Source organism: Bradyrhizobium sp. NBAIM18 (assembly GCF_020193825.1).
In the GTDB taxonomy this organism is placed as follows: domain Bacteria; phylum Pseudomonadota; class Alphaproteobacteria; order Rhizobiales; family Xanthobacteraceae; genus Bradyrhizobium; species Bradyrhizobium yuanmingense.
In genome coordinates this window covers 376,459-400,250 of the sequence record NZ_JADYVO010000003.1, presented here as the reverse complement: position 1 = coordinate 400,250, position 23,792 = coordinate 376,459, and the positions used below count along the sequence as shown (strand labels likewise).

Here is a 23,792-nt window from a genome sequence, read left to right as displayed (position 1 = left end):
GGAGAAGCGGTGTACTGTAGAGTGATGCCATAGGGCCACACGCGAGCGCGATGCTTGCTTTGACAGCGCGGCAGAGCCGCGCGATATGTATGCTCGACGCCCTCTATGCTCACAACGCATTTTGTTGCGACGCCAAATAGGCCGATCGCCCCCATCCATGGGGAGCAACTACTAACTCGGAGCGTTGACGACAGGAGCCCCGTGCCGGTCCTGCCTTCTCGAGAGACGCGCTTGGCGGTCGCGGTTGTAACTTTAACGCCTGGCCTAAGCGCGAACGTGCTGCTCCGTCTCCGTCTCCGTCTCTAAAGTCAGACCAACACTCTGCGGTTGTGACATCGCGCCTAACGCCAACGCGCGAAAGAAATCAAGAACGTCTCATGAACCGCGCGCCCGGAGGGTCTTTATCCGCGACAGGGAGAGCAAGCCAGGCAGGTGCAATTGTGTGTGTCGAGACAAGTGTTGGAGTGTGAAGTTCGTAGACTTCACGAACATCCTTACGGCAACGGCGAGACGGATTGTGCGAACTTCCCGGCACTGCCCGCTCCTTCCGGAGTGCTGGTCACGGGGTGCTCTTGTGCAGTGCCATGCGCGTGGCCTCCTGGAACAATATTTCCCGTATCCACAGGCTTTCCGGGTCATTGTTGTGAATTGCGGGCCATTGAACCGCTTCAGTGAAGACGGGGAATGGATCCGGAAGCTCGACAATCTGAAGAGGCATGGTCTTTTGGAAATGCCTCACGAGCCCTAATGGCATCGTGCCTATGCGGTTCGTCCCAACAAGGAGGGGCGGGATCATGCTGAAGCTTTGCACGAGAATGTCGATGCGCCGAGTAGGGCTGAGATCGATTAATAATGATTGCTCACTTGGCGTGTGGGGCGCACCTCCGTGCTTAACTGCAACGTGACCCATCGACATATATCGATCGAATGTAAGCCCGCGTTGTAATTCCCTGTTCGTGCAGCAACCTACGCAGACGAGTCTCTCCTCGAATAGGGCCGCCCTGGGGTGCGCGCTGGACATGAGAGAATCTGGCAGGATAACAAAATCGACTTCGCCCCGGCGGAGGAGCTCCTCGTGCTCAACGGTCGGCGCTGCCAGTTCGAAGCTGACGGTGGGAGCTTCTCGCGTGACGCGCTCCACGACATTTCTTAAGAATACAATTGTTATGAAATCAGGAAGGGCGATCCTGAATCGCCGGCTCGATCGAGCTGGATCGAACACGTCTCGCGCAATAACTGAGAGTTCGATGTGCACCAGAGCCTGGCGTACAGGGGCTGCGAGCCCTTCCGCGCGCGAGGTCAAGACAAGTTCGCGCCCCCTCATCCCAAACAGTTCATCGCCAAAATATGAGCGCAACCGGGCAACGGCTGCGCTCATGGCCGGCTGACTGAGATTGATCCTGCGTGCCGCTGAGGTGAGATTGCGCTCAGTTATCAGAGCATCCAGCGCGACGAGAAGATTTAGATCCAGACCTTTGAAACGCATCTCTTCTTATCCGGCGCAAACGTCCTTGCTGCGAAAAAACGTCCGGTGGCGGCTCCATCTGGAGCAATCGTCCTGGCTCGCCCGAATGGACATCGGCTCAACCCTGCCATCACGATAAGGAAGTCGCGAAATGACCACAAGAATGGAGAGCAAGCGGTAAGCCGATCGGCCGCGGCGGGAAAGCTTCAGGACCCTCCAAGCTGATCCGTCTCGCCGGTTTCGGCCGACCACGTAGCTGGTCCGTTCAGCTCGCTGATGGCAGATCATCCCAGCGTCCGTGAGCGCCGTGAGCTCCCCAAAGCGCTCCGTCGAGGGCTGCGTCCTGCAGCGCTAGTCGCGACGGTCAACCTACAACCTGACGCAATGTGCGATTCAAGCCATTTTATTAGCCAAGCTAAACATTTGTGATGGAGGCGTGTTCTATCCGCGATAGTGCCAGGGGTAGCCCTGAATGCAGCGCGGAGACCATCAAACCACACCTGGGAAGTCACCTCGCTTACAACTGGAAAAGTCTTCGCAACGGATCGCTGCATTGTGAGGTCGTGGCAGTGTCTCCCCAGGAGACGACCAGGAGACGCGGAAGCGAGGAAAGGGACCGAGCACGTCGAAGGGCCCATAGCGTGCTTGGGATATTCGGAGTCGCAGCTTGCGGTAAGCCTAACTGTCGGGCGACATGGAGAATTGACCCCCTGACGACACGAGGAATTGACCCCCTCGCGACACGGTCAGAACGGGGGGTTTATGCAGCGACTCAGTTCAGGTCCTCTGCGGTTCAAAGATCCGCGGAGGGAGGCCATGCTGGAGCCGGACGAGGTTTCGGCGATACTCCGGCTCAACGAGCTGGGGTGGGGTAGTAAACGGATTGCCCGGGAGCTCGGGATTAGCCGCAACACGGTGAAGGACTACGTGGCGGCCGGCGGCTGGACGCCGTATCGGCAGCCGCACCGCAAAAAGGCGCTCGATGGCCAGGAGATCTGGCTCAAGGAGCGCCTGCGGCAGCACCACGGCAATGCCGACGTGATCCGCCAGGAGCTGGCAGCCGAGAAAGGCATCATCGTCAGCCTGCGCACGGTCGAGCGGGCCGTCCAGCGCTATCGCCAGGAGCTTGCGGCCGAGGCGCGTGCGACGGTGCGGTTCGAGACACCGCCCGGCAAACAGCTGCAGATCGATTTTGGCGAGCGGCTGGTCGAGATCGGCGGTAGCAAGGTTCGCGCCCACCTGTTCGTCGCCACGTTGGGTTACTCGCGCCGGCACCATGTCAGGGCATTCCGCAACGAACGGCGAGAGAGCTGGTTCGATGGCTTGGAAAGCGCCTTCGTGAAGTTTGGCGGCGTGCCCTAGGAGGTGCTGTTCGACAATGCGCGTGCGCTAGTCGTGGAACATGATGCCGCGACGCGCACCGTCGTGTTCAATGACAAGCTGACCGCGTTTGCCAAGCACTAGGGCTTCCGGCCACGGGCCTGCGCGCCATATCGAGCCCGCACCAAGGGCAAGACCGAGAATGGCGTCGGCTACGTCAAGCGGAACGCGGTCGCCGGCCGCACCTTCCGGAGCTGGGAGGCCTTTGAGGCGCACCTCGAGGCTTGGACACGGGAGATCGCCGATCTACGCCAGCATGGCACGACGGGCGAAGCACCGATTGAGCGCTTCAGGCGCGCTGAGGCGCATACGCTGAAGCCCATAGCCGGGAGGCCGCCCTTCCAGGCCGCACGTGAACTGATCCGTCGCGTGCAGGCCGACTGCGCGGTCGAGATCGATGGCAATGCCTACTCTGTGCCATAGCGGCTGATCGGCGAGACGGTGAGAGCGACGATCGTCGATGGCGCGGTGCGCATCCATCACGGGATCCATGAGGTGGCCGTTCATCCGATCTGTGTTGGTCGGCGCCGTCGCGTCGTCAACCCTAAACACTTTGAGGGCCTGACTGGCTTTAAACCGAGCCATGCTGGCGAGCTCGCGTTATCGCCTGTCGCGCTGCCATCGCCGACGCTGCTGCGGCCGCTCGGGGAGTATGAAGCGATTGTGGGAGGGGGCTTCTGATGCGAGCCATTGTCTCCAAGCCCCTTAGCGATATGCTGACGCGTCTGAAGCTGACGGCTGTCCGCGACCAGCTGGATGGATTGCTGGATGAAGCAGGCCGGCAAGAGCTAAGCCTACGCGAGACCCTGGTGCTGCTGTGCGAGCGCGAGATCGCCCGCAAGGATGAGCGGCGCGTCGAGATGACGCTCAAACTTGCTCGCTTCCCGTTCGTTCGCGATCTGTCGGGCTTCGACTTCTCGGCCCAGCCCTCGGTGGATCCCAAGCAGATACGCGAGCTTGCGAGCGCCCGCTGGATTGCCAATGGCGAGAATGTGCTGCTGCTTGGACCGCCTGGCGTTGGCAAGACGCATCTTGCGGTCGCTCTTGGCCGCGAAGCAATCCTGGCTGGGCATTCCGTTCAGTTCGTCGCAGCCACGACTGTTGTTGCGCAGCTTGCTAAAGGTCACAGCGAAGGGCGGCTCGAGGAGCGACTCGCGCAATTTGCCAAGCCAAAGCTCCTGATCATCGACGAGCTCGGGTATCTGCCCTTTGAGCCCAATGCCGCGCATCTGTTCTTCCAGCTCGTTAGCCGTCGCTATGAGAGAGGCGCGATCCTGCTTACCAGCAACCGCAGCCTCGGCGAGTGGGGGCTCGGTCTTCAGCGACCCCGTGGTCGCCACCGCGATCCTTGATCGTCTGCTGCACCACATCACGTCATCACGATCCGCGGTGACAGCTATCGCTTGAAGGAGAAGCGCCGCAGCGGACTGCTGCAGAAGCCCGCTGCACCAGAAGCCAAGTCGGAGAAGAAGTCGTGAAGCAAGCCGCTCGCTCGCTACAGCGCTATGACGGGCGCGCTTCGCGAGCGGCTTGCTACAGTCCTGCAAACAACAAGGGGGTCACTTCCTCATGTCGCTGGGGGGGCAAATCCGGACGTCGCTTGACAGCCTAACAGCGCCTGCGAGTTGGAGGCGTTTGCTCACCAGATGCCATGTTGGATGCCTCCTCGAGCAATATTCGCCGCATCCAGATGCTCGCGGGATCGGTATTGTGGAACGAGGGCCACTGCACGGCCTCTGTGAATATGGGTAGGGGCAGAGGCGGTTCGATGATCCGCAGTGGCATCCGCTTTTCGAAGTGTCTCGCCAGTCGTAAGGGCATCGTGCCAATACGGTTCGTGTCTAACAATATGGGCGGAATCAGGCTAAAGCCCTGCACGACGACCTCAATTCGTCTCCTCAGACCGTGCTCAAGCAAAAACCATTCTTCGAGGTTCGGTCTCAGTGCTCGTCCGAACTTGGCAGTAACGTGCCCCATCGAGATGTATTTCTCGAACGTAAGCTGTCGGGATAGCTGCTTGTTCGCCCGGCATCCCACGCACACGAGAGTCTCCTCGAACAGCGTCGCCTTAGGGTGCGCACTCGACATGAACAGTTCCGGCAGAATGAGAAAGTCGACTTCGCCCCGACGGAGCAGCTCATCGGGTTCATCGGAAAATGGCAGCAATTCGAACCGCACGGCGGGAGCTTCTTGTGCCATGCGGTCCACAATTCTGCGGAAGAAAACGATCGTCATGAAATCTGAAAGAATGACCCTGAAGCGTCGACTCGACTGAGTCGGGTCGAACGCGTCGCGTGATATGATTGAGAGTTGGATGTGCAGCAGGGCCTCGCGAACCGGACCTGCAAGCGCCTCCGCGCCAGGTGTCGGGACGAGCTCGCGACCTCTCATAGTAAATAGTTCATCGCGGAAATAGGTGCGCAGCCGTGCGATCGCAGCGCTCATAGCCGGCTGGCTCAGGTTAATTTTGCGAGCCGCCGCTGTGAGGTTGCGTTCCGTCATCACGGCGTCGAGCGCAACGAGAAGATTTAGATCGAGTCCTTTGAACCGCATGTTGTCAGTCTATCCATCGTGTGGATGTGTTCTATCGAAACAATCTATTTTACCAAATTGCGGGATGTTGGATAGCAAACTGAAGTTTGAAAAAGTAATTAGGCACACCACAATGGTTTATCGTCGTTTAGGTGAGCTCAGAGAAAAGCGCGTAGACGTGCGAGCGCACCGCCCCATCCGTTTCATGGGCGTCTATACGTGCGGCGTGCGAGCCGTGTTGCTTCTCCGTGCGAAGCGCGCTCGTTTCGACGCTAAGCGGAGCCTGATAAACGTTGGTATGCGGATTTCATCCGTTTCCATATTTGGGGTTTACTCGCGTACAGTTGAGCGCGCGTTCAGTCTCATTCTAGGGTGTGGGAATAGCGGCAGGCGCAGATTGCGGATGCCAAGAATTCCAGGCGCCTTTCCAAATGGCTCGCCTGTCCAGTGCATTCGGGGCGTGTCGAAGATGTATGAAAGCCAGTTTGATCTGATGCCGCTCCGAAGCGCCGTCGATGAGGGCTGCGCGTCGGTGGCCTGCCCTCAGAGATCAAAGCGGCGGACATCGATACGACAGGAGGCGCAAAAGCTCTTTGGTGCAGACAGGTTCTGGCTAGTCGAATCGCATCGTGGGCATCTTCCGATATATAGCACGCAGGGCATTGGCCGGATGAGAAGCGCGAACCGAGCGCTCGCTGCCTCGCGAGCATGGGCCAGCGGCGCTGTGCAGGCGAGCGGTGCCGAGGTCCGACACAGCAAGTCCGCGCATCTCAGTTTTGATTGGCGGTTCCGCGACTAACGAGTTCACCCGACCGTCTCGCTCTTAATTCCACTGGCGCAAGGAAGCTTGCCATGAACATTGCCGTGTCTCCGGCTGCGGAACGCTCTTCTGCGCGCGCTCAAGTGCAGTGGAGCCTTCGTTGGGAGAACGAGCTGCGGCTCGCCGATCATGCCGAGCTCGCGGAGTTCTTCCGCAAGAGTTATGGGCCGACGGGCGCGTTCAATGCGCAGCCCTTTGAGGGAAGCCGAAGTTGGGCCGGCGCAAGACCGGAGCTCCGTGCAATTGGTTACGACGCGCGCGGGGTAGCGGCCCATCTCGGGCTACTACGTCGCTTCATCAAAGTTAGTGAAGTCGATCTCCTCGTAGCAGAACTGGGGTTGTATGCGGTGCGTCCGGATCTCGAAGGGCTCGGAATAAGCCACGCAATGCGCGTGATGTATCCAGTGCTGCAGGAGCTTGGCGTTCCATTCGGCTTTGGCACGGTTCGGCCGGCGCTTGAGAGACATATGACGCGACTGGTCGAAAGGCAGGGGCTCGCCACCCTGATGCATGGCATTCGCGTCCGCTCCACGCAGCCGGATGTCTATCCCAATTTATCGCCGACCCGCCTCGAGGACGTGGTCGTCGTGGTGTTTCCGCTGGGACGCTCGATAAGCGAATGGCCGGCCGGGACTTTCATCGATCGGAACGGGCCTGAGTTGTGACAGAGCATTCCACCCCATCCACTGTCCGCTGCGACTACGCTGACGTGAGCGGAAGTCGAGCTGTCTATTTGACCTTTGATGACGGGCCGAACCCATTTTGTACGCCAGAGGTGCTCGATGTGCTGGCGCAACATCGGGTTCCGGCGACATTCTTCGTCATCGGCACGTACGCGATCGAGCATCCTGACCTCATCCGACGAGTGATTGCGGAAGGGCATGAGGTTGCGAACCATACGATGACCCATCCTGATCTATCCAGATGCGGACCTGCGGAGCTACAGGATGAAGTGCTGACCGCGAGCGAGGCGATCCGTCTGGCGTGCCCGAAGGCCTCGCCCAGGCATATGCGAGCGCCTTACGGCATATGGACGCAACAGGTGCTCGCAATGACGGCGAGCGCTGGTCTCACGGCTCTGCACTGGTCGGTCGACCCGAGAGATTGGTCCCGCCCTGGTGTTGATACAATTGTGAATTCGGTGCTGGCGAACGTTCGCCCGGGTGCAATTGTGCTCCTGCACGACGGGTATCCTCCCGATGAGGAGAGACTGTGCACCGATACAACGCTGCGTGATCAGACCACGAAGGCGCTGGCATCTCTGATTCCGGCACTACAACGGCGCGGGTTTGTAATCCGTCCACTCCCTCAACTCCACTGAACAAGAACTGGCACCCTATGGACCTGCTCGCGACAACCAGTGCTGCCGCTGTTTCAAGTTATGCGCTACTCTCGACTGTCTATAAGAGCGTGCAAGCGCTTTATGCCCAGCCGACGATCAACTCATCGCTACAGGACAGCCTCGGACAAGCCGAGGTGGTCCTTCCCTCTGTGGACGTCATCGTGCCGTGCTTCAACGAGAATCCAAACACGCTTGCCGAATGTCTGGAGTCGATTGCCAGTCAAGACTACGCCGGAAAGATGCAGGTCTATGTGGTCGATGACGGGTCTGCAAACCGGGACGTGGTCGCGCCTGTACACCAGGTATATGCCAACGATCCGAGATTCAATATCATCTTGTTGGCCAACAACGTCGGAAAGCGCAAAGCGCAGATCGCCGCAATACGCAGCTCATCCGGGGATCTGGTTCTCAACGTCGATTCCGACACGATTCTTGCTGCCGACGTCGTCACAAAGCTTGTATTAAAGATGCATGACCCGGAAATCGGTGCGGCGATGGGTCAACTCATAGCAAGTAATCGCGACCAGACCTGGCTGACCAGGCTGATCGATATGGAATATTGGCTCGCGTGCAACGAAGAGCGCGCGGCACAGGCGCGCTTCGGTGCCGTCATGTGTTGCTGCGGCCCATGTGCAATGTATCGGCGTTCCGCACTCACCTTGCTTCTTGATCAGTACGAAGCGCAATTCTTTCGTGGGAAGCCGAGTGATTTCGGCGAGGACCGCCATCTAACGATACTCATGCTCAAGGCGGGGTTTCGAACCGAATACGTCCCAGACGCGATAGCAGCCACAGTCGTCCCGCACAGTCTTGGGCCATATCTGCGTCAGCAGCTCCGTTGGGCCCGCAGTACCTTTCGAGATACGTTTCTTGCATTGCGCCTGCTGCCAGAGCTCGATGGATATTTGACCCTAGATGTTATCGGGCAAAATCTCGGCCCACTTCTCCTCGCCATTTCAACACTTACTGCGCTTGCACAGCTCGTGATCGGTGGCTCTATACCCTGGTGGACGGGATTGACGATTGCTGCAATGACTATGGTCCGGTGCAGTGTGGCAGCGCTTCGTGCCCGCGATTTGCGGTTTATCGGCTTCTCGCTCCACACACCGATAAATATCTTTCTTTTACTACCATTGAAGGCTTATGCGCTTTGTACATTGAGCAATAGCGATTGGCTATCCCGAAAAGTTACCAATGTGCCGGCGGAAGAGGAGAAGCAGCGTGTCATCCTGCGCCCCAATGCCGGACGAGGCGCGGCTAGTGTAGGGATGGGGCCTACTGCCATTCATACTGCCATTCAAAAAGGGGGCCTCGCGGCCACGGAGAGTGTTTCCGGTCGCGAACGCTCGACTGCCTACAAATAAGTGGTCGTCTCATGAATCTGGACTCGAACCATCAGCTATTAGAGCGAGAGTTGGCTGTCGACGACCCATGGCGCCTTGACAGCAGTTCGTTCGAGCAGGAGCGATACGCGCAAATGCTCCGGATGTCGTGTGGCAACGGAGATGCTGCGTCTGCCCTCGAAGTAGGATGTGCAGCCGGTGCATTCACGGAGATGCTGGCGCCGCTATGCGAGCGACTTACCGTTGTGGATGTCATGCCGCAGGCAATCGAGCGAGCGCGACTGCGGACCAGTAAGTGGTCACATATTACTTGGGTGACCTGCGACATTCAGCGGTTCTCGACCACTGAGCAGTTCGATTTGATTGTCGTGGCCGAGGTTCTTTATTACCTCAAAGACGTGAGCGAGATGCATGCGGCTATCCGCAACCTGGTGAGTATGCTTGCGCCAGGTGGCACTCTGATTTTCGGGTCAGCGCGTGATGAACTATGTCAACTCTGGGGGCATGCTGCTGGTGCCGAAACTGTGATCGCTCTCTTTAACGGGAGCCTATCAGAGGTCGAGCGTCGGCACTGCTGCACCGGATCGGCAAACGAAGACTGCTGATCGTCCGGTTTCGGAAGCCAGGCGCGTTGTCAGAACAATCAAACGTCGGTCATTAGGCCAGGAGGACGTATGCGCATCTGCGGAATAAAGCTGACACATGACGGGGCAATTGCTGTCGTCGAAGACGGGCGGCTTCTTTTTTGTGTTGAGCAAGAGAAGCGCGGCAACAGTCCACGCTATCAGTCCGTCGACAATCTCGATGCAGTCGTGCGCGCCTTGGCGGAGCATGGCCTGGAGCCGCGGGATATCGATCAGTTCGTCATTGACGGCTGGGACGGGGAGAGTGAATCGCAGTTCCAGCTCCTAAGCGGAGCGGTGCAGGTCGCGCTGAAAGGCGCGCCATATGTCGAGCGTCATGCTGAGGGCCTCCTTGATCCGGTCGACGGCGTTGGCCTCCTCCTCGGAGGCAAGGAGTTTCCATATAAGAGCTACCCGCATGTCACAGGCCATGTCGCGTCGGCATATAGCACCAGTCCCTTTGCAGCCGAGGGACAGCCCTCGTTCTGTCTGGTATGGGATGGCTGTATCTTTCCACGTCTTTACTATGTCGAACCGCGCGGAGCTCGGTTCATCGGATCGCTGTTTCCGATGATTGGCCACGCCTATGCTGCCGCGGGCCTTCACTTCGGGCCATACCGGCAGCCGAACCGCTCCAATTGGGATCTGGGCATCGCCGGCAAGCTGATGGCTTACATCGCTCTTGGCTCCGTTGATGAAAGCATCGTGGAAGTGTTTCAGGAGCTTTATGAAACACGCTTGGCGGCCGACACGGAGCAGGCTCGCCGCTACCGCGAAGACATCAACAATGCGGAATCGTCTCTTGCAGCTATGCACGCGTTCTTCGAGGCAAGCGCATTGCGCCTGGCCACCAAGCGAGCGGAGGACGTCCTCGCCTCGTTCCATGTGTTTCTGGAACGTCTTCTTGTTAGGGAAATCGCGCTGCTTCTGCTGAGATATTCGTCGCTTCCGGGAGCGCGAAATCTATGTGTCGCCGGAGGTTGCGGTCTCAATATCAAATGGAACAGCGCGCTTCGCGCGACGGGATTATTCGATGATGTCTGGGTGCCCCCGTTTCCGAATGACAGCGGCTCGGCAATCGGCGCGGCGTGCGGAGCCATGGCAGCGCAGGATGGCTTCGGGCCATTGCAATGGTCAGTTTACAGTGGTCCTGCCCTCCAGGAGAGCGTGGTTCCGTCGGACTGGGAGGCCGCACCTTGCAGTCTGAGTGAACTTGCGTCGATTCTTGCCGACAATAAGCCCGTCATCTTTCTTTCCGGGTGCGCCGAACTTGGGCCGCGGGCGTTGGGAGGTAGAAGCATTCTTGCAGCCCCAACATGCCCTTCAATGAAGGATCATCTCAACGAGATCAAACGTCGCGAGCACTTCCGACCAGTGGCGCCGATCTGTCTTGAGGATCGGGCGCCGGAGATCTTCAGCCCGGGCACGCCAGATCCTTACATGCTGTTCGATCACCAGACCCGGGCGAATTGGCGCGACAAGGTCCCGGCGGTGGTCCACCTTGACGGCTCGGCGCGGCTGCAGACAATTTCCCGCAACTCTCCTCACGAAATTGCCGCGCTTCTCGTCGAATTTGAGCAACTCACGGGCATTCCGCTGCTCTGCAACACGAGCGCCAACCTCCACGGACGAGGATTCTTTCCGGACGCTGCGGCAGCTTGCCAATGGGGGCGTGTCGACCATGTTTGGTGCGAGGGCATGCTCTGGAGCAAAACGGTCGCCAGGAAGCCATCGTCCGCGGAACGACTTCTGTCAGCCTAAGATGAATATGTCCACTGTGGCGATCGACCTTGCCGGTGTAAAGAAGTCATTTGGCGACAAGCTTATCGTCAACGACCTGTCGTTCTCGGTTGCGCGCGGAGAGTGCTTCGGACTGCTTGGGCCGAATGGAGCTGGCAAGAGTACGATTGCGCGCATGCTCCTCGGCATGATTTCGCCCGACGGAGGCAAGATTACAGTCCTCGATGAGCCTGTGCCTTCCCGCGCGCGTGCGGCGCGTGTGCGCGTCGGGGTGGTGCCGCAGTTCGACAACCTTGAGCTCGAGTTCACTGTGCGAGAGAACCTGCTTGTGTTTGGCCGCTATTTCGGCATGAGCACTCGCAGGATCGAGGCGGTTGCACCCTCGCTGCTTGAGTTTGCGCGCCTTGAAAGCAAAGCGGACGTGCGTGTCTCCGAGTTGTCCGGTGGCATGAAGCGGCGGCTGACGCTGGCGCGTGCCCTGATTAATGATCCAGATCTACTCGTGATGGACGAGCCGACCACTGGGCTGGATCCGCATGCACGCCACCTGATGTGGGAACGCCTGCGGGCCCTGCTAGCGCGTGGCAAGACGATCCTCTTGACCACTCACTTCATGGAAGAGGCCGAGCGCCTGTGCGATCGGCTATGCGTGCTTGAGAGTGGATGCAAAATCGCCGAAGGCAAGCCAGACGCCTTGATCGACGAGCATATCGGCTGCAACGTGATCGAGATCTATGGCGGTGATGTCAATCAACTACGAGAGCTGATCAGGCCTTATGCGCGCCATATCGAAGTGAGTGGAGAGACGCTCTTTTGTTACGCGCCATATCCGGAGCAAGTGCGCGTGCACCTGCGCGGGCAAGCGGACCTTCGCGTACTGCAGCGCCCCGCGAATCTCGAAGACGTGTTCTTGCGGTTGACCGGGCGCGAGATGGAGAAATGAGCGATGGATGAAGGTTATGCATCGTTGATGCCGGCTAACGCGTACAACTGGATCGCGGTATGGCGACGAAACTTCCTGGCATGGAGGAAAGTCGCGCTTGCATCGATTCTCGGCAATCTCGCAGACCCCATCACCAATCTGTTGGGCCTTGGCTTTGGCCTCGGACTCATCGTGGGACGGGTTGAGGGGACTTCGTACATTGCCTTTCTGGCGGCTGGTATGGTCGCAATCAGCGCGATGACATCAGCGACCTTTGAAACCCTGTATGCGGCCTTTGCTAGGATGGGTGTCAAGCGCACCTGGGAGGGAATTCTGTTCACACAGCTCACGCTCGGAGATATCGTTCTAGGTGAGTTGGTGTGGGCGGCCAGTAAGTCCGTTCTAGCCGGGACAGCAATCGGGATTGTCGCTGCCGCGCTGGGTTATGCATCCTGGTCGTCCATTCTTTGTGCGATACCAACAGTCGCCCTTACCGGCCTTGTCTTCGCCAGCCTGGCAATGGTCGTCATATCTCTTGCGCCAACTTACGATTACTTCGTGTTTTACCAGTCGCTCGTCCTTACGCCCATGGTGTTTCTCTGTGGCGCGGTCTTTCCGACGAGCCAACTGCCCGACTCATTTCGGCATTTTGCCAGCTTGTTGCCGCTCGCACATTCGGTCGACCTTATTCGTCCAACGATGCTTGAGCGCGGCGCCGACAGTGCCGCCCTGCACGTAGGTGCGCTCTGTGTTTACGCGGTCTTGCCATTTCTCGCGTCGACAGCACTATTTCGGCGGCGCCTGCTGCGTTGACGTGAGTTGAGCGAAAGGGAGAAAGTCAATCGATGCAGTGACATGAGTCCTTCCGCGGTAGCTCGCGAGCGGCCTGGTCTGTTACAGCGGCTTCTGCAACGGCCTTAAGAGGCCGTGATCAAGCCAGCTCTATGGCCGCCTGTTCGGTCTGCATCGGACGCCAGCACCCTATTTATGAGCGCCTGTCGCTATGCGCCGAGACAGACCTTGTAAAGTCGTGTTGTGCTGTCTGGCCCGCGCACCGGCGGAGCGTGACTGTATAGGTTAGTTCGGTGGGACGGCAGTTGGCCTTCCCGTCATGACGATGGAGAACGGGATGTTGTGCCCGGGACTGAGTTGTGACCTTGATAAAATCCATGAAAGCTCTCCGGAGCTGCCGAATAGATCTGTTCACGATGGCGCTGCGGTTCTTGTGCAGGATCACCGCGTCATTGCTGCTGTCGAAGACGAGAGTCTCAACTGTGTCAAGCCATCCAACAAGCTCCCTAGCAACTCGATCCGATACTGCCTGTCTACCGCAGGAGTCGAGCTCGGGGAGATCGACCGCATCGCGTTCTACGCGACTGAAGCTTATTGCAAAACCACGCTCGAGCGTCCTGTTGTGTTTCAGCCGGTTACGTTAGACGCCAAACTGTTGCTGCGGCAGCTGCTGGCAGGGGAGTTCGGGGCAGAGATCGATCCGTCCCGAGTTTCCCTGGTGAAGCACCACGAAGCGCATGTGGCCACGCCTCCTATGCCTGCATGTGAGGGGGCCATTCCATCCGACGCGCAGGGAGTATTGGGCATCGGACTTCGGGCAGGTCGATGCAACACCGCTGAAGAAAGGACAGAAAGTGTTGAGAGGACGCGGCCATCACGGATAGCCCTGCTATGAAGTTCTACCGACGCAGCTCGCCGGCACCGCGATTGCAGACTGTGACGCCGGGGGAGAAGAGACCCGAGATGTCTGTATCGATGTCTTTTGTCCAACCAGGAGCGCGCGAAAAGGAAATCGAGATGGTTAGCGGTGCGATGAATGATCGGTTCGTAGTGTCCCGGCGACGTACGGGTTTTGGCGACTGTCTGTGGTCCCTGGCGGCAGCTTGGCGTTTTGCAAAGCAGACAGGGCGGACGCTAGCCATCGATTGGCGGGGGTCTTGCTATCTTGATGAACCATTCACCAATGCCTTTCCGGTCTTCTTCGAACCGGTTGAAGACATTGCCGGCGTGCCGGTGATTTGCGACGACGACATCAACAAACGTTCGTTTCCGGGACCATTCTTTCCGGTATGGTGGAACAAGCCATCTATCGATTGCGTCTACCGCCCGGACGAGCAGATCTTCCGTGAACGCGACCAACTCGATCAACTGTTCCAAAGTCAGAGCGATAGTGACGCCAACACGGTTGTGTGTGATGCCTGCCTGATGTGGCGCTGCGATCAGGAGGCGGAGCGAGAGATCTTTCGGAGCATCAAGCCGCGAGCTGCAATTCAGGCTCGGATTGATGCTATCTACCGCGAGCACTTTGAGCCGTACAGCGTGATCGGCATTCATGTCCGGCATGGCAACGGTGAGGACATTATGGGGCATGCTCCCTACTGGGCGGACGCGGAGCGCGCCTTTCGACAGGTCTGTAATGCCATTGACAAGGCGAGGGCGTTACCACATGCGAAGCCTGTGAGGGCGTTCCTATGCACGGACAGCGCGCTCATCCTTGAGCAGATGTCGGCAATACTTCCCGATGTTTTTGCGATTCCAAAACAGTTCCAGGCGCCTCACGCCGGCCCGTTGCACAACGCCGCCCTCGGAGCCGAGGGTGGCTTTTCTGCCCTCACTGAGATGTATCTCCTTGCGCGCTGCGACACGGTGATCCGTTTTCCCCCAACGAGCGCCTTCACGCGCTATGCGCGTCTCTTTGCTCCACGCGTTATAGAGTTCGAGTTGAACGATCCGAGCAGGTTGATCTTGGTCGAAGACAATTCGCAAGAGCTCGTAACTTCATGAAAGTTGTAGCGCGCTTGATTGACCTGATTGTCGCTCTTTGCATCCAAGAGTACTGCCAGTTCTTGTACAGGCAACAATCGTCTGCCCAACGTGATGCTGTTGGCGAGAACTTGCAGCGAAGAGCGGAACGAAGCGACGGCCGGGTGCCCTGGCTTGAGCCATGACGTCGATAACAACCGCCCTAAAGTGCTGCGCAGCGTTAATCAGACGGAACACGTCGTCGTCATGCTTCGGTAAGCGACAAATCGGAGCTGATCAGTGCTCGAGCGTGGATGAACATATCAGTTCGCCAGCTCGTGCCTGGAGCCAACCCGTCCAGCGATATCCCGAGTTCTGCCCAGGGGTGCGACAAACAGAATCGACGAATGACAAATCTGACGTGCGAGGCGGGTACGTCAGTTTTGGAGTTAGCACGGCAAAATGTCCGTGGTCGCTCCCGAGCGGTCGTTGACTTCGGTGAGGCGGCGACAAGCCGCAGCTCATTCGGTTGCGCGATCAAGAAAGCGAGCGCGGTCCGTCCCCTGTGATGAAGCAGGCGAGTGTGCTAGAGAGCTTACGTAGCTGATTTGCCATTGTTGTCACAAAGCACACCCACGGCTGTCTGAAATCGGCCAAGTGTTCGGCGTGCGCGACGTTAGGACGCAAAATGGAGGTGATTTATCTGCACCGCAGTGGCGCAAATCCTGCTAATCGTCCGCTGGCCTAGCAGTAGAGGAGGCGGCCTTGGATCTCGATCTGCCGAATGACAATCTGATTAGAGAGCCGCTGGCCGAAACACATTTGGGTTGCCTCGTTTACGCCGATAAAGCGCGTGATAATCGTAGAGAACAAAAGACGATGTTGCTCACCGGGGCATCGCGCGGAATTGGTCATGCCACTGCCAAGCTGTTCTCGGAGGCGGGCTGGCGTGTCATTTCTTGCGCGCGCCAACCTTTCGACAGCGAGCGATGCTCCTGGGAGGCAGGGAATGACGATCATTTCCAGATCGACCTCAGCAATCATCGAATGCTGCCGCGTGCGATCACCGAGGTCAAGAAGCGCTTGGCTGGTGCGCCCTTGCACGCGCTGGTGAATAATGCCGGGGTCTCGCCGAAAACGCCCACTGGCGATCGGATGACGTCGCTGACCACGTCAACCGAGACCTGGATGGGGGTGTTTCATCTTAATCTGGTAGCTCCGATCCTGCTCGCGCAGGGTCTGTTTGACGAGCTAAGAGCCGCGTCAGGAGCAATCGTAAATGTGACTTCAATAGCAGGCTCACGGGTGCACCCATTCGCCGGTAGCGCCTATGCGACGTCGAAAGCGGCGCTTGCGAGCCTCACACGCGAGCTGGCCTATGATTATGCGCCGCATGGCATTCGCGTGAATGCGATCGCACCCGGCGAAATCAAGACCGACATGCTATCGCCGGACACGGAAGCCCGTCTCGTGCCAAGTATCCCGCTGCGCAGAGTGGGGACCCCGGATGAAGTGGCCAAGGTCATCTTCTTCCTGTGCTCGGATGCGGCGAGTTATGTCACGGGAGCCGAGGTGCCGATCAATGGCGGGCAGCATTTGTAAAGCCGCCGCTCTGGCGACGCAGCTGACGTGTCCTGCAGCGGCACGTATGTTCTCCGCTGACGACGCGCACGATCCGCAAAAAGTGAAACGAGGGCACATTGCAAGTTTCGTGTCGTGCCATAATAAGGTGTCACGGTTCTATGTCATCCCGTCAACACGTGGGGCTAGATCAGAGAGTGACATGCAAAACGAAGCTCGCCAATCCCAGCATGACTCCAGGGAGGATAATCAAGACAACGGAGACAGGCTCATGCTGCATATCCCATCCTCGGGCGAACGACCTACCTCGCAACCGGAGCCGGAGCGTAATCCCTCGGGGCAGCCGTCGTATGAGAGCGCGCTGGCCGGCATCTTCAAAATATCGAAAGTAGTCAGCGCTCCTGATCGGCTCGAAGTCACGTTGGCCAAGGTCCTTGGCCTGCTGCAATCGTTTGTGCAGATGCGACACGGCATCGTCTCACTATTCCGCGATGACGGCATCCCGGAAATTACCGTTCGCGCCGGCTGGAGCGAAGGCAGTGACGAACGTTACCGCACGTGGCTGCCGCAGAATGCAATCGCCCAGATCGTAGCGACAGACGGGCCTCTTGTTGTCGAGAGCGTAGCCGGCGAGCCGGCCTTCAGCGCTGCCGACCGGGAGCTTCTCGGCGCCTCCGACAGCGTGCGCGTATCGTTCATTGGGGCTCCTATTCGTATCGAAGCGAGGGTCGTTGGTACGCTGACGGTAGACCGTATCCAGGACGATAGTTCCAGTCTTCGGCTCGAGTACGATGCGCGGCTGCTCGCTATGGTCGCCGACTTGGTGGGACAAACAGTGAAGCTACATCGCTTGTTCGCCTGCGATCGCGAACGATTGTTAGTGGACAAAGACCAGCCACAGAAGGTAGTTGAGCTTGGGGTGGTCGCTCGCGAGCGCAAGAAGCTTCACGCCCACGGGATTATTGGCGACAGCGCCGCGCTGAGCGGGCTGCTCGAGAAGATTGCGGTTGTAGCCAAATCGAACAGCACGGTTCTGCTGCGTGGCGAATCCGGCACCGGCAAGGAGCTCGTAGCCAAGGCAATTCACGAGTCCTCGTCCCGTGCTAAACGACCGTTCGTTAAACTGAATTGCGCGGCGCTGCCCGAGACGGTCCTGGAATCGGAATTGTTTGGCCATGAGAAAGGTGCCTTTACCGGTGCGGTCAGCTCGCGCAAGGGGCGCTTCGAGCTTGCTGACAAAGGGACGCTATTTCTGGATGAGATCGGAGAGATCTCAGCTCCGTTCCAGGCGAAGTTGCTGCGAGTTCTGCAAGAGCAGGAGTTCGAGCGCGTCGGCAGCAATCACACGATTAAGGTCGATGTTCGAGTCATAGCTGCGACCAATAAGAACCTTGAAGAGGCTGTGGCAAGGAGCGACTTCCGCGCGGACCTCTACTATCGTATTAGCGTAGTTCCCTTGTTGTTGCCGCCGCTGCGCGAAAGACGCACTGATATTCCGCTGCTAGCCAGAGAGTTCCTCAGAAAGTTCAACAGCGAGAACGGCCGTACGCTCACCCTGGAGGCGAGTGCGATCGATGTACTGATGAACTGCGGGTTTCCGGGAAATATTCGCGAACTCGAAAACTGCATCGAGCGAACAGCGACGCTGTGTACCGGGCCGTCGATTGTGAGAAGTGACTTTGCATGCTCCCAAGGCCAGTGCCTTTCCATGATGCTCTGGAAAAGCACATCGAACGACAAGACCGACGTGGCGGTACCCATGCAGCCGATGCCTGCAAAGTCCATTATTCCGCTAGCTCAAACGACGTTGCCACCGCAGTCTGTCTGCGAATCGGCCCCACTGGCACCTGCCGGCACAGTTCTCGTTGGTGGTTCGAGCATGACCGATCGCGAGCGTGTCATTGCGGCCATGGAAAAATCTGGCTGGGTGCAGGCCAAGGCAGCGCGCCTACTCGGACTAACCCCGCGCCAAATCGGCTATGCGCTGCGAAAATACGGAGTTGAGATAAAGCGGTTCTGAACAACCACATCCGCCGGAACTTCTGCTGCCAAACAGATAGTTGAAGAATGATTCCGAAGAGGCAATCTACGCCCTCTGAAGGGAATGGGCCGGCCTGCGGCGACGACGTGGCGCGCGCGCAACATGGATTTGTGCGCCATGAGTTACAGAGCCTCACCTGCGCACCATACAATCGCGAACCGTCGGTAGCTCGAACATGTAATAAGCGACTATCCCTATTCTGCGGACGTGTGAGCGGCAATGCTTAACCGTCGATCGGTCCGATGCCCGCAGGTGGTTCGCGGCAGTTAGCCTGCGAGCATTCCTTGCGTCTCTCGGCTGGCGTGACGAGCGGAACCGCGTTGTCGGTGCCCTGACTTGTGTCGGCATTCGTTCGTCAGGAAGAGCGGGCTGGAGCGACTTATCGCCCGTTTTAAGCCCTTGTGACAGCGAGCCGATTCCGAAACGGCGGCGATGGTACAACACTTGCTGTTCTCTTCGTAGCTATCGCAACTGTTGGAGCAACATCGTGCACAATGTCGTCTGCATCAAACAGGTTCCGGACTCGGCGCAAATCCGTGTTCACCCCGTGACCAATACAATCATGCGCCAGGGAGTGCCGACCATCATCAACCCATATGACCTCTTCGCGCTCGAGGCCGCGCTGGAGGTGCGCGATCGATTCGGCGGCGAAATTACCGTGCTTACCATGGGACCGCCATCGGCAGAAGAGTCCTTGCGAAAGGCGCTGGCTTATGGTGCTGATCGCGCCGTCCTACTCACCGATCGCTGCTTTGCGGGCTCCGACACACTGGCCACAACGTATGCACTTGCAACCGCCATCCGGAAAATCGGTAAGGACTATCGCCCGACGAATCTCATTTTCACGGGAAAGCAGACCATCGACGGCGATACTGCGCAGGTAGGGCCCGGCATCGCAAAGCGAATGGGCGTAGTGCAGCTAACTTACGTCGCGAAGATCCGATCCTTGGACCTCGCCGCTCAAACGATTGAAGTGGAACGACGCTGCGAAGGAGGTGTGCAGGTGTTGCAAACCAAATTGCCGTGCCTCGTCACCATGCTTGAGGCGACTAATCAGATCCGGCGCGGCGCGATGGCGGATGCCTTGCGTGCAGCGCGTGCCCAAATCGTGAAATGGAGCGCGCAACAAGCCGGTGTCGAAGACACCTCCAACTGCGGCCTCAAGGGCTCGCCGACGGTCGTTAAGCGTGTGTTCGCTCCCTCTGCGCGGGCCGAGAGGGCGGCGCTGGTTGAGGCCGCTGAGCAACCGGCGCAGGCGTTGATAGACGCAATTTTCTCGCTTCAACCGAAGCTCGAAGCCGATCTTGCGGCACTTGCTCGTGACGCTCGATCCGGAGAGTCCAGGCCATGATAGTGGATACGCCCGAGGAATGTATCACCGCCGCACCCGTGTCGGAGAGCGCACAACAAGTGCCGACGCATCTCGGCCAGCTACCAATAGCGTCTGCCAATGGTATCCGTCGATATCGCGAGCAGCGGGGCCGCATGTTCCGTAGACCACCGCGCGGGATTGTCGGGGCACAGACAAAGGGGCCTGCGCATGTTCCAGGGTCCCGTTCGGCCGTGTTGGAGGTCGTGGAAGGCCATTGCTTCTCACGTAACGGGCACGAGCCAAGACTGAATAGTCAGCGACCCGGGTCACCGTACTAGCGCTGCCGTCTGCACGCACAAAGCGCTGTCGCTGGCTTCGGAGCGCAGAGTCAACCTATGCGTCGCCTTTGAAGCAATCTCCGCGATTGAGCAGACCTGTACGCATGTGAGCGGCCGCTGGCTCTTCGCTGTTTGCTTTCTGACAGCGGCGCGCAGGCTCTGAAGTTCGATACACTCGCAATGAGGAGGCGTCACGACCGTTTTATCAACTTGGTCAGATCCTACGGAGCGAATTCAACAGTTGGCATGATGATTGCTGTGAGCCACCAAGAACTTAGAGGCGGTCATCGCGAACGCGAAGAACGGGCGAGGGTCTCTGTGAGATGCTTTGTGCCGCCAGCAGCGGTATGACACCAGCCTCCAAAGGACTTAAGAGCATCATAGGTACAAATTGGAGACTACAATTCTGTCCCAGGCTGACAGCGGTTCGACGAAATGGCGGGAGCAGCAACCGCGAGGCTTTGATCCATTCGCCCAACATCGCGAAAGCTGCAAGCGCGCCGAGCGGCCAGGCACGCCACTCGCGCACGCGACATTAGCATCAAAATGGCGTGGGCGGCGCAGTATCCATTATGAGTCTCCGCGCGAATGCTGGTCGTGGCGGGCGTTGCGGCGTCGGACTGCTCGTGGACGGGAATCCGATCGGATTCCCGCCGCTCCAATACTGAACGCATTCCTTCAATGCTCATGAGTTGGACTGAGCATGGCGCTGTCTGCCATCGCGAAGGAAACTACCGAAAGTTCGCCTGGAAGGTGAACGCGATCATTGGCCCTTCGAAGCCGATGAAACCCAGGACGGTTAATGGTTGGCCCGGACACGAAGTTGCTCCGTCAGGGACCGTTCGCTTCTCATCTGCAGGGGTCACATGACATCTCAAGCGTCTCGAGCTGCAGCGGATCAGCCTCCGAAGATATGCTGCGAGTACCTGACCGAGCAAGCGCGAGCCTTGTTCGGCCCGCATCCGTTCGCCACGCAGATGTCCGAAGATCAGGTAGCCAGTCTGCTGCCCGAATATCTGGCGATGTCACAGGCGTTCCCGTACCTGCAGGCGGGGTCCCAAAGGGACCTCATATTTGATGCAATGCGTCACAATCGGGATATTGCGCGAGACATTGAGCTGACCAGCGTGGTCGCGAACTTTATCTGTTGGGATGAGACCGGTGGCCATGGCCGAATTCTCCAGGGGGGCAAGGCCGCGCTACCGGATATTCTGTTGACGAAAAACTTTCACTCCAACCTGTTGAAAAAGGATGCCTCCCAACTACTCGGCCGAGCAATACTGCCCAACTATACCTCTAGGACGAAGCAGTACCTGCATTCTCTCTATGCCGGATTGTCCTCGAAAGACTCCCTCGTTCGTTGCGCTTACATGGTAGCTTTTGAGCTACATGCTGCGGACATGATCCAGTCGCTGTGGACCACTCTGGCCAAAACCTTTAAAGCGCAGCCGGACGATCTTGAGTATTTTCGCAGCCATGTCGGCGGAGAAGATCCCGCGGAGAAGTACCACGGAGAAATGACAGGCCGGCTGATTGGTGAACTTGTGCAGCCTGACCGTAGTGGTCGCTTTTTGGATGAATTCTTTAGGGCCTATCGGATCAGCGTCCAGTGGTGCCGCGATCTCATCGGAATTGCGGCGCGCACGGGAGATGATCACTCGGAGATCCAACATCATGGCCGTTGCCATTGTGGCTCTATCAAGTTCTACGTCAGAGCGCCGCGAGAGCTCTCTGGAGTTCGATGCAATTGCTCGATTTGTCAAATGTCTGGGTTTATCCACTTGCTCGTAACTGGCGATAAGCTACGCATCGAGCGCGGTGAAGAATTTCTCACTACGTATCAGTTCAACAAGAACATTGCTCGGCACACGTTTTGCCGGCTCTGTGGGGTAAAACCATTCTATAGGCCGAGGTCGAACCCATCCGGGTTCAGCGTGAATATTCGATGCCTGGATAGAAGCACGATCGCACGCGTAAGAATAACCGAGTTCGATGGCGAGCATTGGGAGCAAGCATTCGTCTCAATGCACCAGGACCCGGAGTCCTGCTTCGAAGATCAAAGGAGTGAGCTCGCATGGCGCGCACAATGAGTGATAAATCCCGCCTGCTTTCAGAAGAAGTGCTGACAAAGTACCGCGTAGAGCTGTTGGTAAAGGGGACGGCCGTGATCGCTCCCCAGATATTGTTCACCCAAGCCGACTTGGCCAAGATCGATCAGCTGCAGGCTGAGATTCCGGAAGAAGAAGTGCGGGAGGGAGATGCCGGCGACTTCCACAGCGTCTTTGTGAAGCGCGTGAGGGTAGCTCCACCCGGCCACAGGCCTAGCAACGTGAGTGGTACAGCTTCAGGGCAGATCATGGAGCTAATTGAAAGTAAAGACCGCAGCTTCGCGCTGAGACAGATCTTCGGGGCATCCTCAGATTACGTGGTTCGCCGATGCCAAATGCATCGTATGCCGCCCGGGTCCTTTGTTGGCATCCATTTGGATGCGGAGAGTGATCCGGATTTCGAGTACTCGGTGATTGTGCAGCTAGCGAGAGACTTCGACGGGGGGGAGTTCGTGGTATATCCTACTAGGCACGAACAGCACGTATTCCGACCGCCATTTGGCGCCGTGCTTGTCACAACCTGTAAGGTCCGGCATGAAGTAAAGCCGGTGTCGAGCGGGGAGCGCCGATCTCTCGTCTACTTCTGTTCAAAACGCGGCGGCGCGAACCGCCGGATCATCGAAAGTTCCGGCGCTCGGCTATGAGGTAGCGCGCCTGATATGGTTCTCTGAGAATCGGGTGGCGGGCGAGTTCTCCGGGAACTTATTACATTTCTCATCTTGTGGTCAGCTGTTGTCGTAAGGTCTGCGACAATTCTGGTCGGAAGCCTTGCTTAACATTGATCCATGTATAGGCCACTACGCGCCTCCGAGCAAAGATTGCTCGGTGATTGTGGCCATCTTCGTCGCTAGGGTGAGACCAGGGAGGCGCGTCGGCGCTGCGCGATGGTGTATCCCGGACGGCCTGGGTTTTCGCAAGCGGTAGTGGCGAGCCTCTCGCGTTTCGAGATGCGTCTCTTATCGAGCTGTCAAGGCCGGGCACGCATCAGGGCCGGGTTCAAGGAGCGTACTGCCAAGCCTGATGTGGACTCTCTTCTGAGATTTGGACGATGGCTCGCGTAGAACCAGAAGAAGGGCATAGCCGCGTGTCTACGACACTGGCAGCGATGCAGCAGAGTTCAAAACTCGGGCGAGCGGGTCATCCTTCGCACTCCGTCGTCTGCGCGCCTCGCGGGCGGACACGCATCGTCGCAAGCCAGGCGAATCCCTCCGCCGATGAATCCGACCTCTTGAGAGTATGCAAGTCGACTATCATCAAGGAAAATAAGTGGCACAGCTCAGCTGGTCAGAAGTATGCTACTGGTGTTGGCAGCCTCAATGAGCATCTGCGTAAGAGCTCTAGGCCAGGCATCGCTGTTCAGCTTTGCGATCAGCCGGTTGACGAAGGTCTCACTCGCCATAACCCTCACCCGAAGATCGGTTCCGCGCTGTTTCACTTGCAAAGTCACTGGTTGCAAGCGCAGCCGCTTGAGCATGACTCTAATATTCTGCA

Annotated in this window: 17 protein-coding genes and 2 pseudogenes; 16 read left to right on the top strand and 3 right to left on the bottom strand. The window is 58.1% G+C overall.

Features of this window, described 5'->3' with window-relative positions:
* Positions 1-559: 559 nt before the first annotated feature.
* Complete coding sequence (nodD2, locus tag I6F17_RS09270; RefSeq protein WP_225126375.1) at positions 560-1,486, bottom strand: transcriptional regulator NodD2; 927 nt, start codon at positions 1,484-1,486, stop codon at positions 560-562.
* Between the two features lie 741 nt (positions 1,487-2,227).
* On the opposite strand from nodD2, the pseudogene istA reads away from it, so the two are divergent.
* Together istA and istB are read left to right on the top strand one after the other, a co-directional pair.
* Positions 2,228-3,526, top strand: a pseudogene (istA, locus tag I6F17_RS09265) (IS21 family transposase).
* Positions 3,526-4,323, top strand: a pseudogene (istB, locus tag I6F17_RS09260) (IS21-like element helper ATPase IstB). The pseudogenes istA and istB overlap by 1 nt, the downstream one beginning before the upstream one ends.
* A gap of 130 nt (positions 4,324-4,453) precedes the next feature.
* On the opposite strand, the gene nodD1 reads toward istB, so the two are convergent.
* Positions 4,454-5,398 carry a transcriptional regulator NodD1 gene (nodD1, locus tag I6F17_RS09255; RefSeq protein ID WP_225126378.1) on the bottom strand — a complete coding sequence of 315 codons (945 nt, stop codon included), beginning with the start codon at positions 5,396-5,398 and terminating at the stop codon, positions 4,454-4,456.
* An 831-nt stretch (positions 5,399-6,229) separates the two neighbouring features.
* Between nodD1 and I6F17_RS09250 the strand changes: the two genes are divergently transcribed.
* The 14 genes from I6F17_RS09250 (at position 6,230) to I6F17_RS09185 (ending at position 22,945) form a co-directional block, all read left to right on the top strand.
* Positions 6,230-6,862, top strand: coding sequence for a NodA family N-acyltransferase (locus I6F17_RS09250; RefSeq protein ID WP_036015444.1), 633 nt, complete (start codon positions 6,230-6,232; stop codon positions 6,860-6,862).
* Positions 6,859-7,518, top strand: a complete 660-nt coding sequence (nodB, locus tag I6F17_RS09245; protein WP_036015442.1) for a chitooligosaccharide deacetylase NodB — start codon at positions 6,859-6,861, stop codon at positions 7,516-7,518. Before I6F17_RS09250 ends, nodB begins: the two co-directional genes overlap by 4 nt.
* Before the next feature lie 17 nt (positions 7,519-7,535).
* Entirely contained in the window at positions 7,536-8,903 is a 1,368-nt protein-coding gene (nodC, locus tag I6F17_RS09240) for a chitooligosaccharide synthase NodC (protein ID WP_225126380.1), read from the top strand.
* Positions 8,904-8,953: 50 nt separating this feature from the next.
* A complete protein-coding gene (nodS, locus tag I6F17_RS09235; RefSeq protein WP_346769960.1) occupies positions 8,954-9,487 on the top strand; it encodes a nodulation methyltransferase NodS in 534 nt (177 codons plus the stop codon).
* 69 nt (positions 9,488-9,556) lie between these two features.
* Positions 9,557-11,266, top strand: a complete 1,710-nt coding sequence (gene nodU, locus I6F17_RS09230) for a nodulation protein NodU (protein WP_225126384.1) — start codon at positions 9,557-9,559, stop codon at positions 11,264-11,266.
* A gap of 1 nt (position 11,267) precedes the next feature.
* Positions 11,268-12,188, top strand: coding sequence for a nodulation factor ABC transporter ATP-binding protein NodI (gene nodI / locus I6F17_RS09225; RefSeq protein WP_225126386.1), 921 nt, complete (start codon positions 11,268-11,270; stop codon positions 12,186-12,188).
* A gap of 3 nt (positions 12,189-12,191) precedes the next feature.
* A complete protein-coding gene (locus I6F17_RS09220) occupies positions 12,192-12,980 on the top strand; it encodes an ABC transporter permease (protein WP_225126388.1) in 789 nt (262 codons plus the stop codon).
* A gap of 298 nt (positions 12,981-13,278) precedes the next feature.
* On the top strand, positions 13,279-13,854 hold the full coding sequence (locus I6F17_RS09215) for a carbamoyltransferase N-terminal domain-containing protein (RefSeq protein ID WP_346657021.1): 576 nt from the start codon (positions 13,279-13,281) through the stop codon (positions 13,852-13,854).
* Positions 13,851-14,963, top strand: a complete 1,113-nt coding sequence (locus I6F17_RS09210) for a nodulation protein NodZ (RefSeq protein WP_275969515.1) — start codon at positions 13,851-13,853, stop codon at positions 14,961-14,963. Before I6F17_RS09215 ends, I6F17_RS09210 begins: the two co-directional genes overlap by 4 nt.
* Before the next feature lie 723 nt (positions 14,964-15,686).
* Complete coding sequence (locus I6F17_RS09205; protein ID WP_036015438.1) at positions 15,687-16,523, top strand: SDR family oxidoreductase; 837 nt, start codon at positions 15,687-15,689, stop codon at positions 16,521-16,523.
* Positions 16,524-16,704: 181 nt separating this feature from the next.
* Entirely contained in the window at positions 16,705-18,522 is a 1,818-nt protein-coding gene (gene nifA, locus I6F17_RS09200; protein WP_225126390.1) for a nif-specific transcriptional activator NifA, read from the top strand.
* Positions 18,523-19,030: 508 nt separating this feature from the next.
* A complete protein-coding gene (locus I6F17_RS09195) occupies positions 19,031-19,894 on the top strand; it encodes an electron transfer flavoprotein subunit beta/FixA family protein (protein ID WP_225126402.1) in 864 nt (287 codons plus the stop codon).
* Positions 19,895-21,059: 1,165 nt separating this feature from the next.
* Positions 21,060-22,283 (top strand): GFA family protein, encoded by a 1,224-nt coding sequence (locus I6F17_RS09190; RefSeq protein ID WP_225126404.1) that lies wholly within the window; start codon positions 21,060-21,062, stop codon positions 22,281-22,283.
* Positions 22,280-22,945 carry a 2OG-Fe(II) oxygenase gene (locus tag I6F17_RS09185; protein WP_225126406.1) on the top strand — a complete coding sequence of 222 codons (666 nt, stop codon included), beginning with the start codon at positions 22,280-22,282 and terminating at the stop codon, positions 22,943-22,945. Before I6F17_RS09190 ends, I6F17_RS09185 begins: the two co-directional genes overlap by 4 nt.
* A 632-nt stretch (positions 22,946-23,577) precedes the next feature.
* On the opposite strand, the gene I6F17_RS09180 is transcribed toward I6F17_RS09185, so the two are convergent.
* Positions 23,578-23,775, bottom strand: coding sequence for a hypothetical protein (locus I6F17_RS09180; RefSeq protein WP_036015433.1), 198 nt, complete (start codon positions 23,773-23,775; stop codon positions 23,578-23,580).
* Positions 23,776-23,792 lie beyond the last annotated feature (17 nt).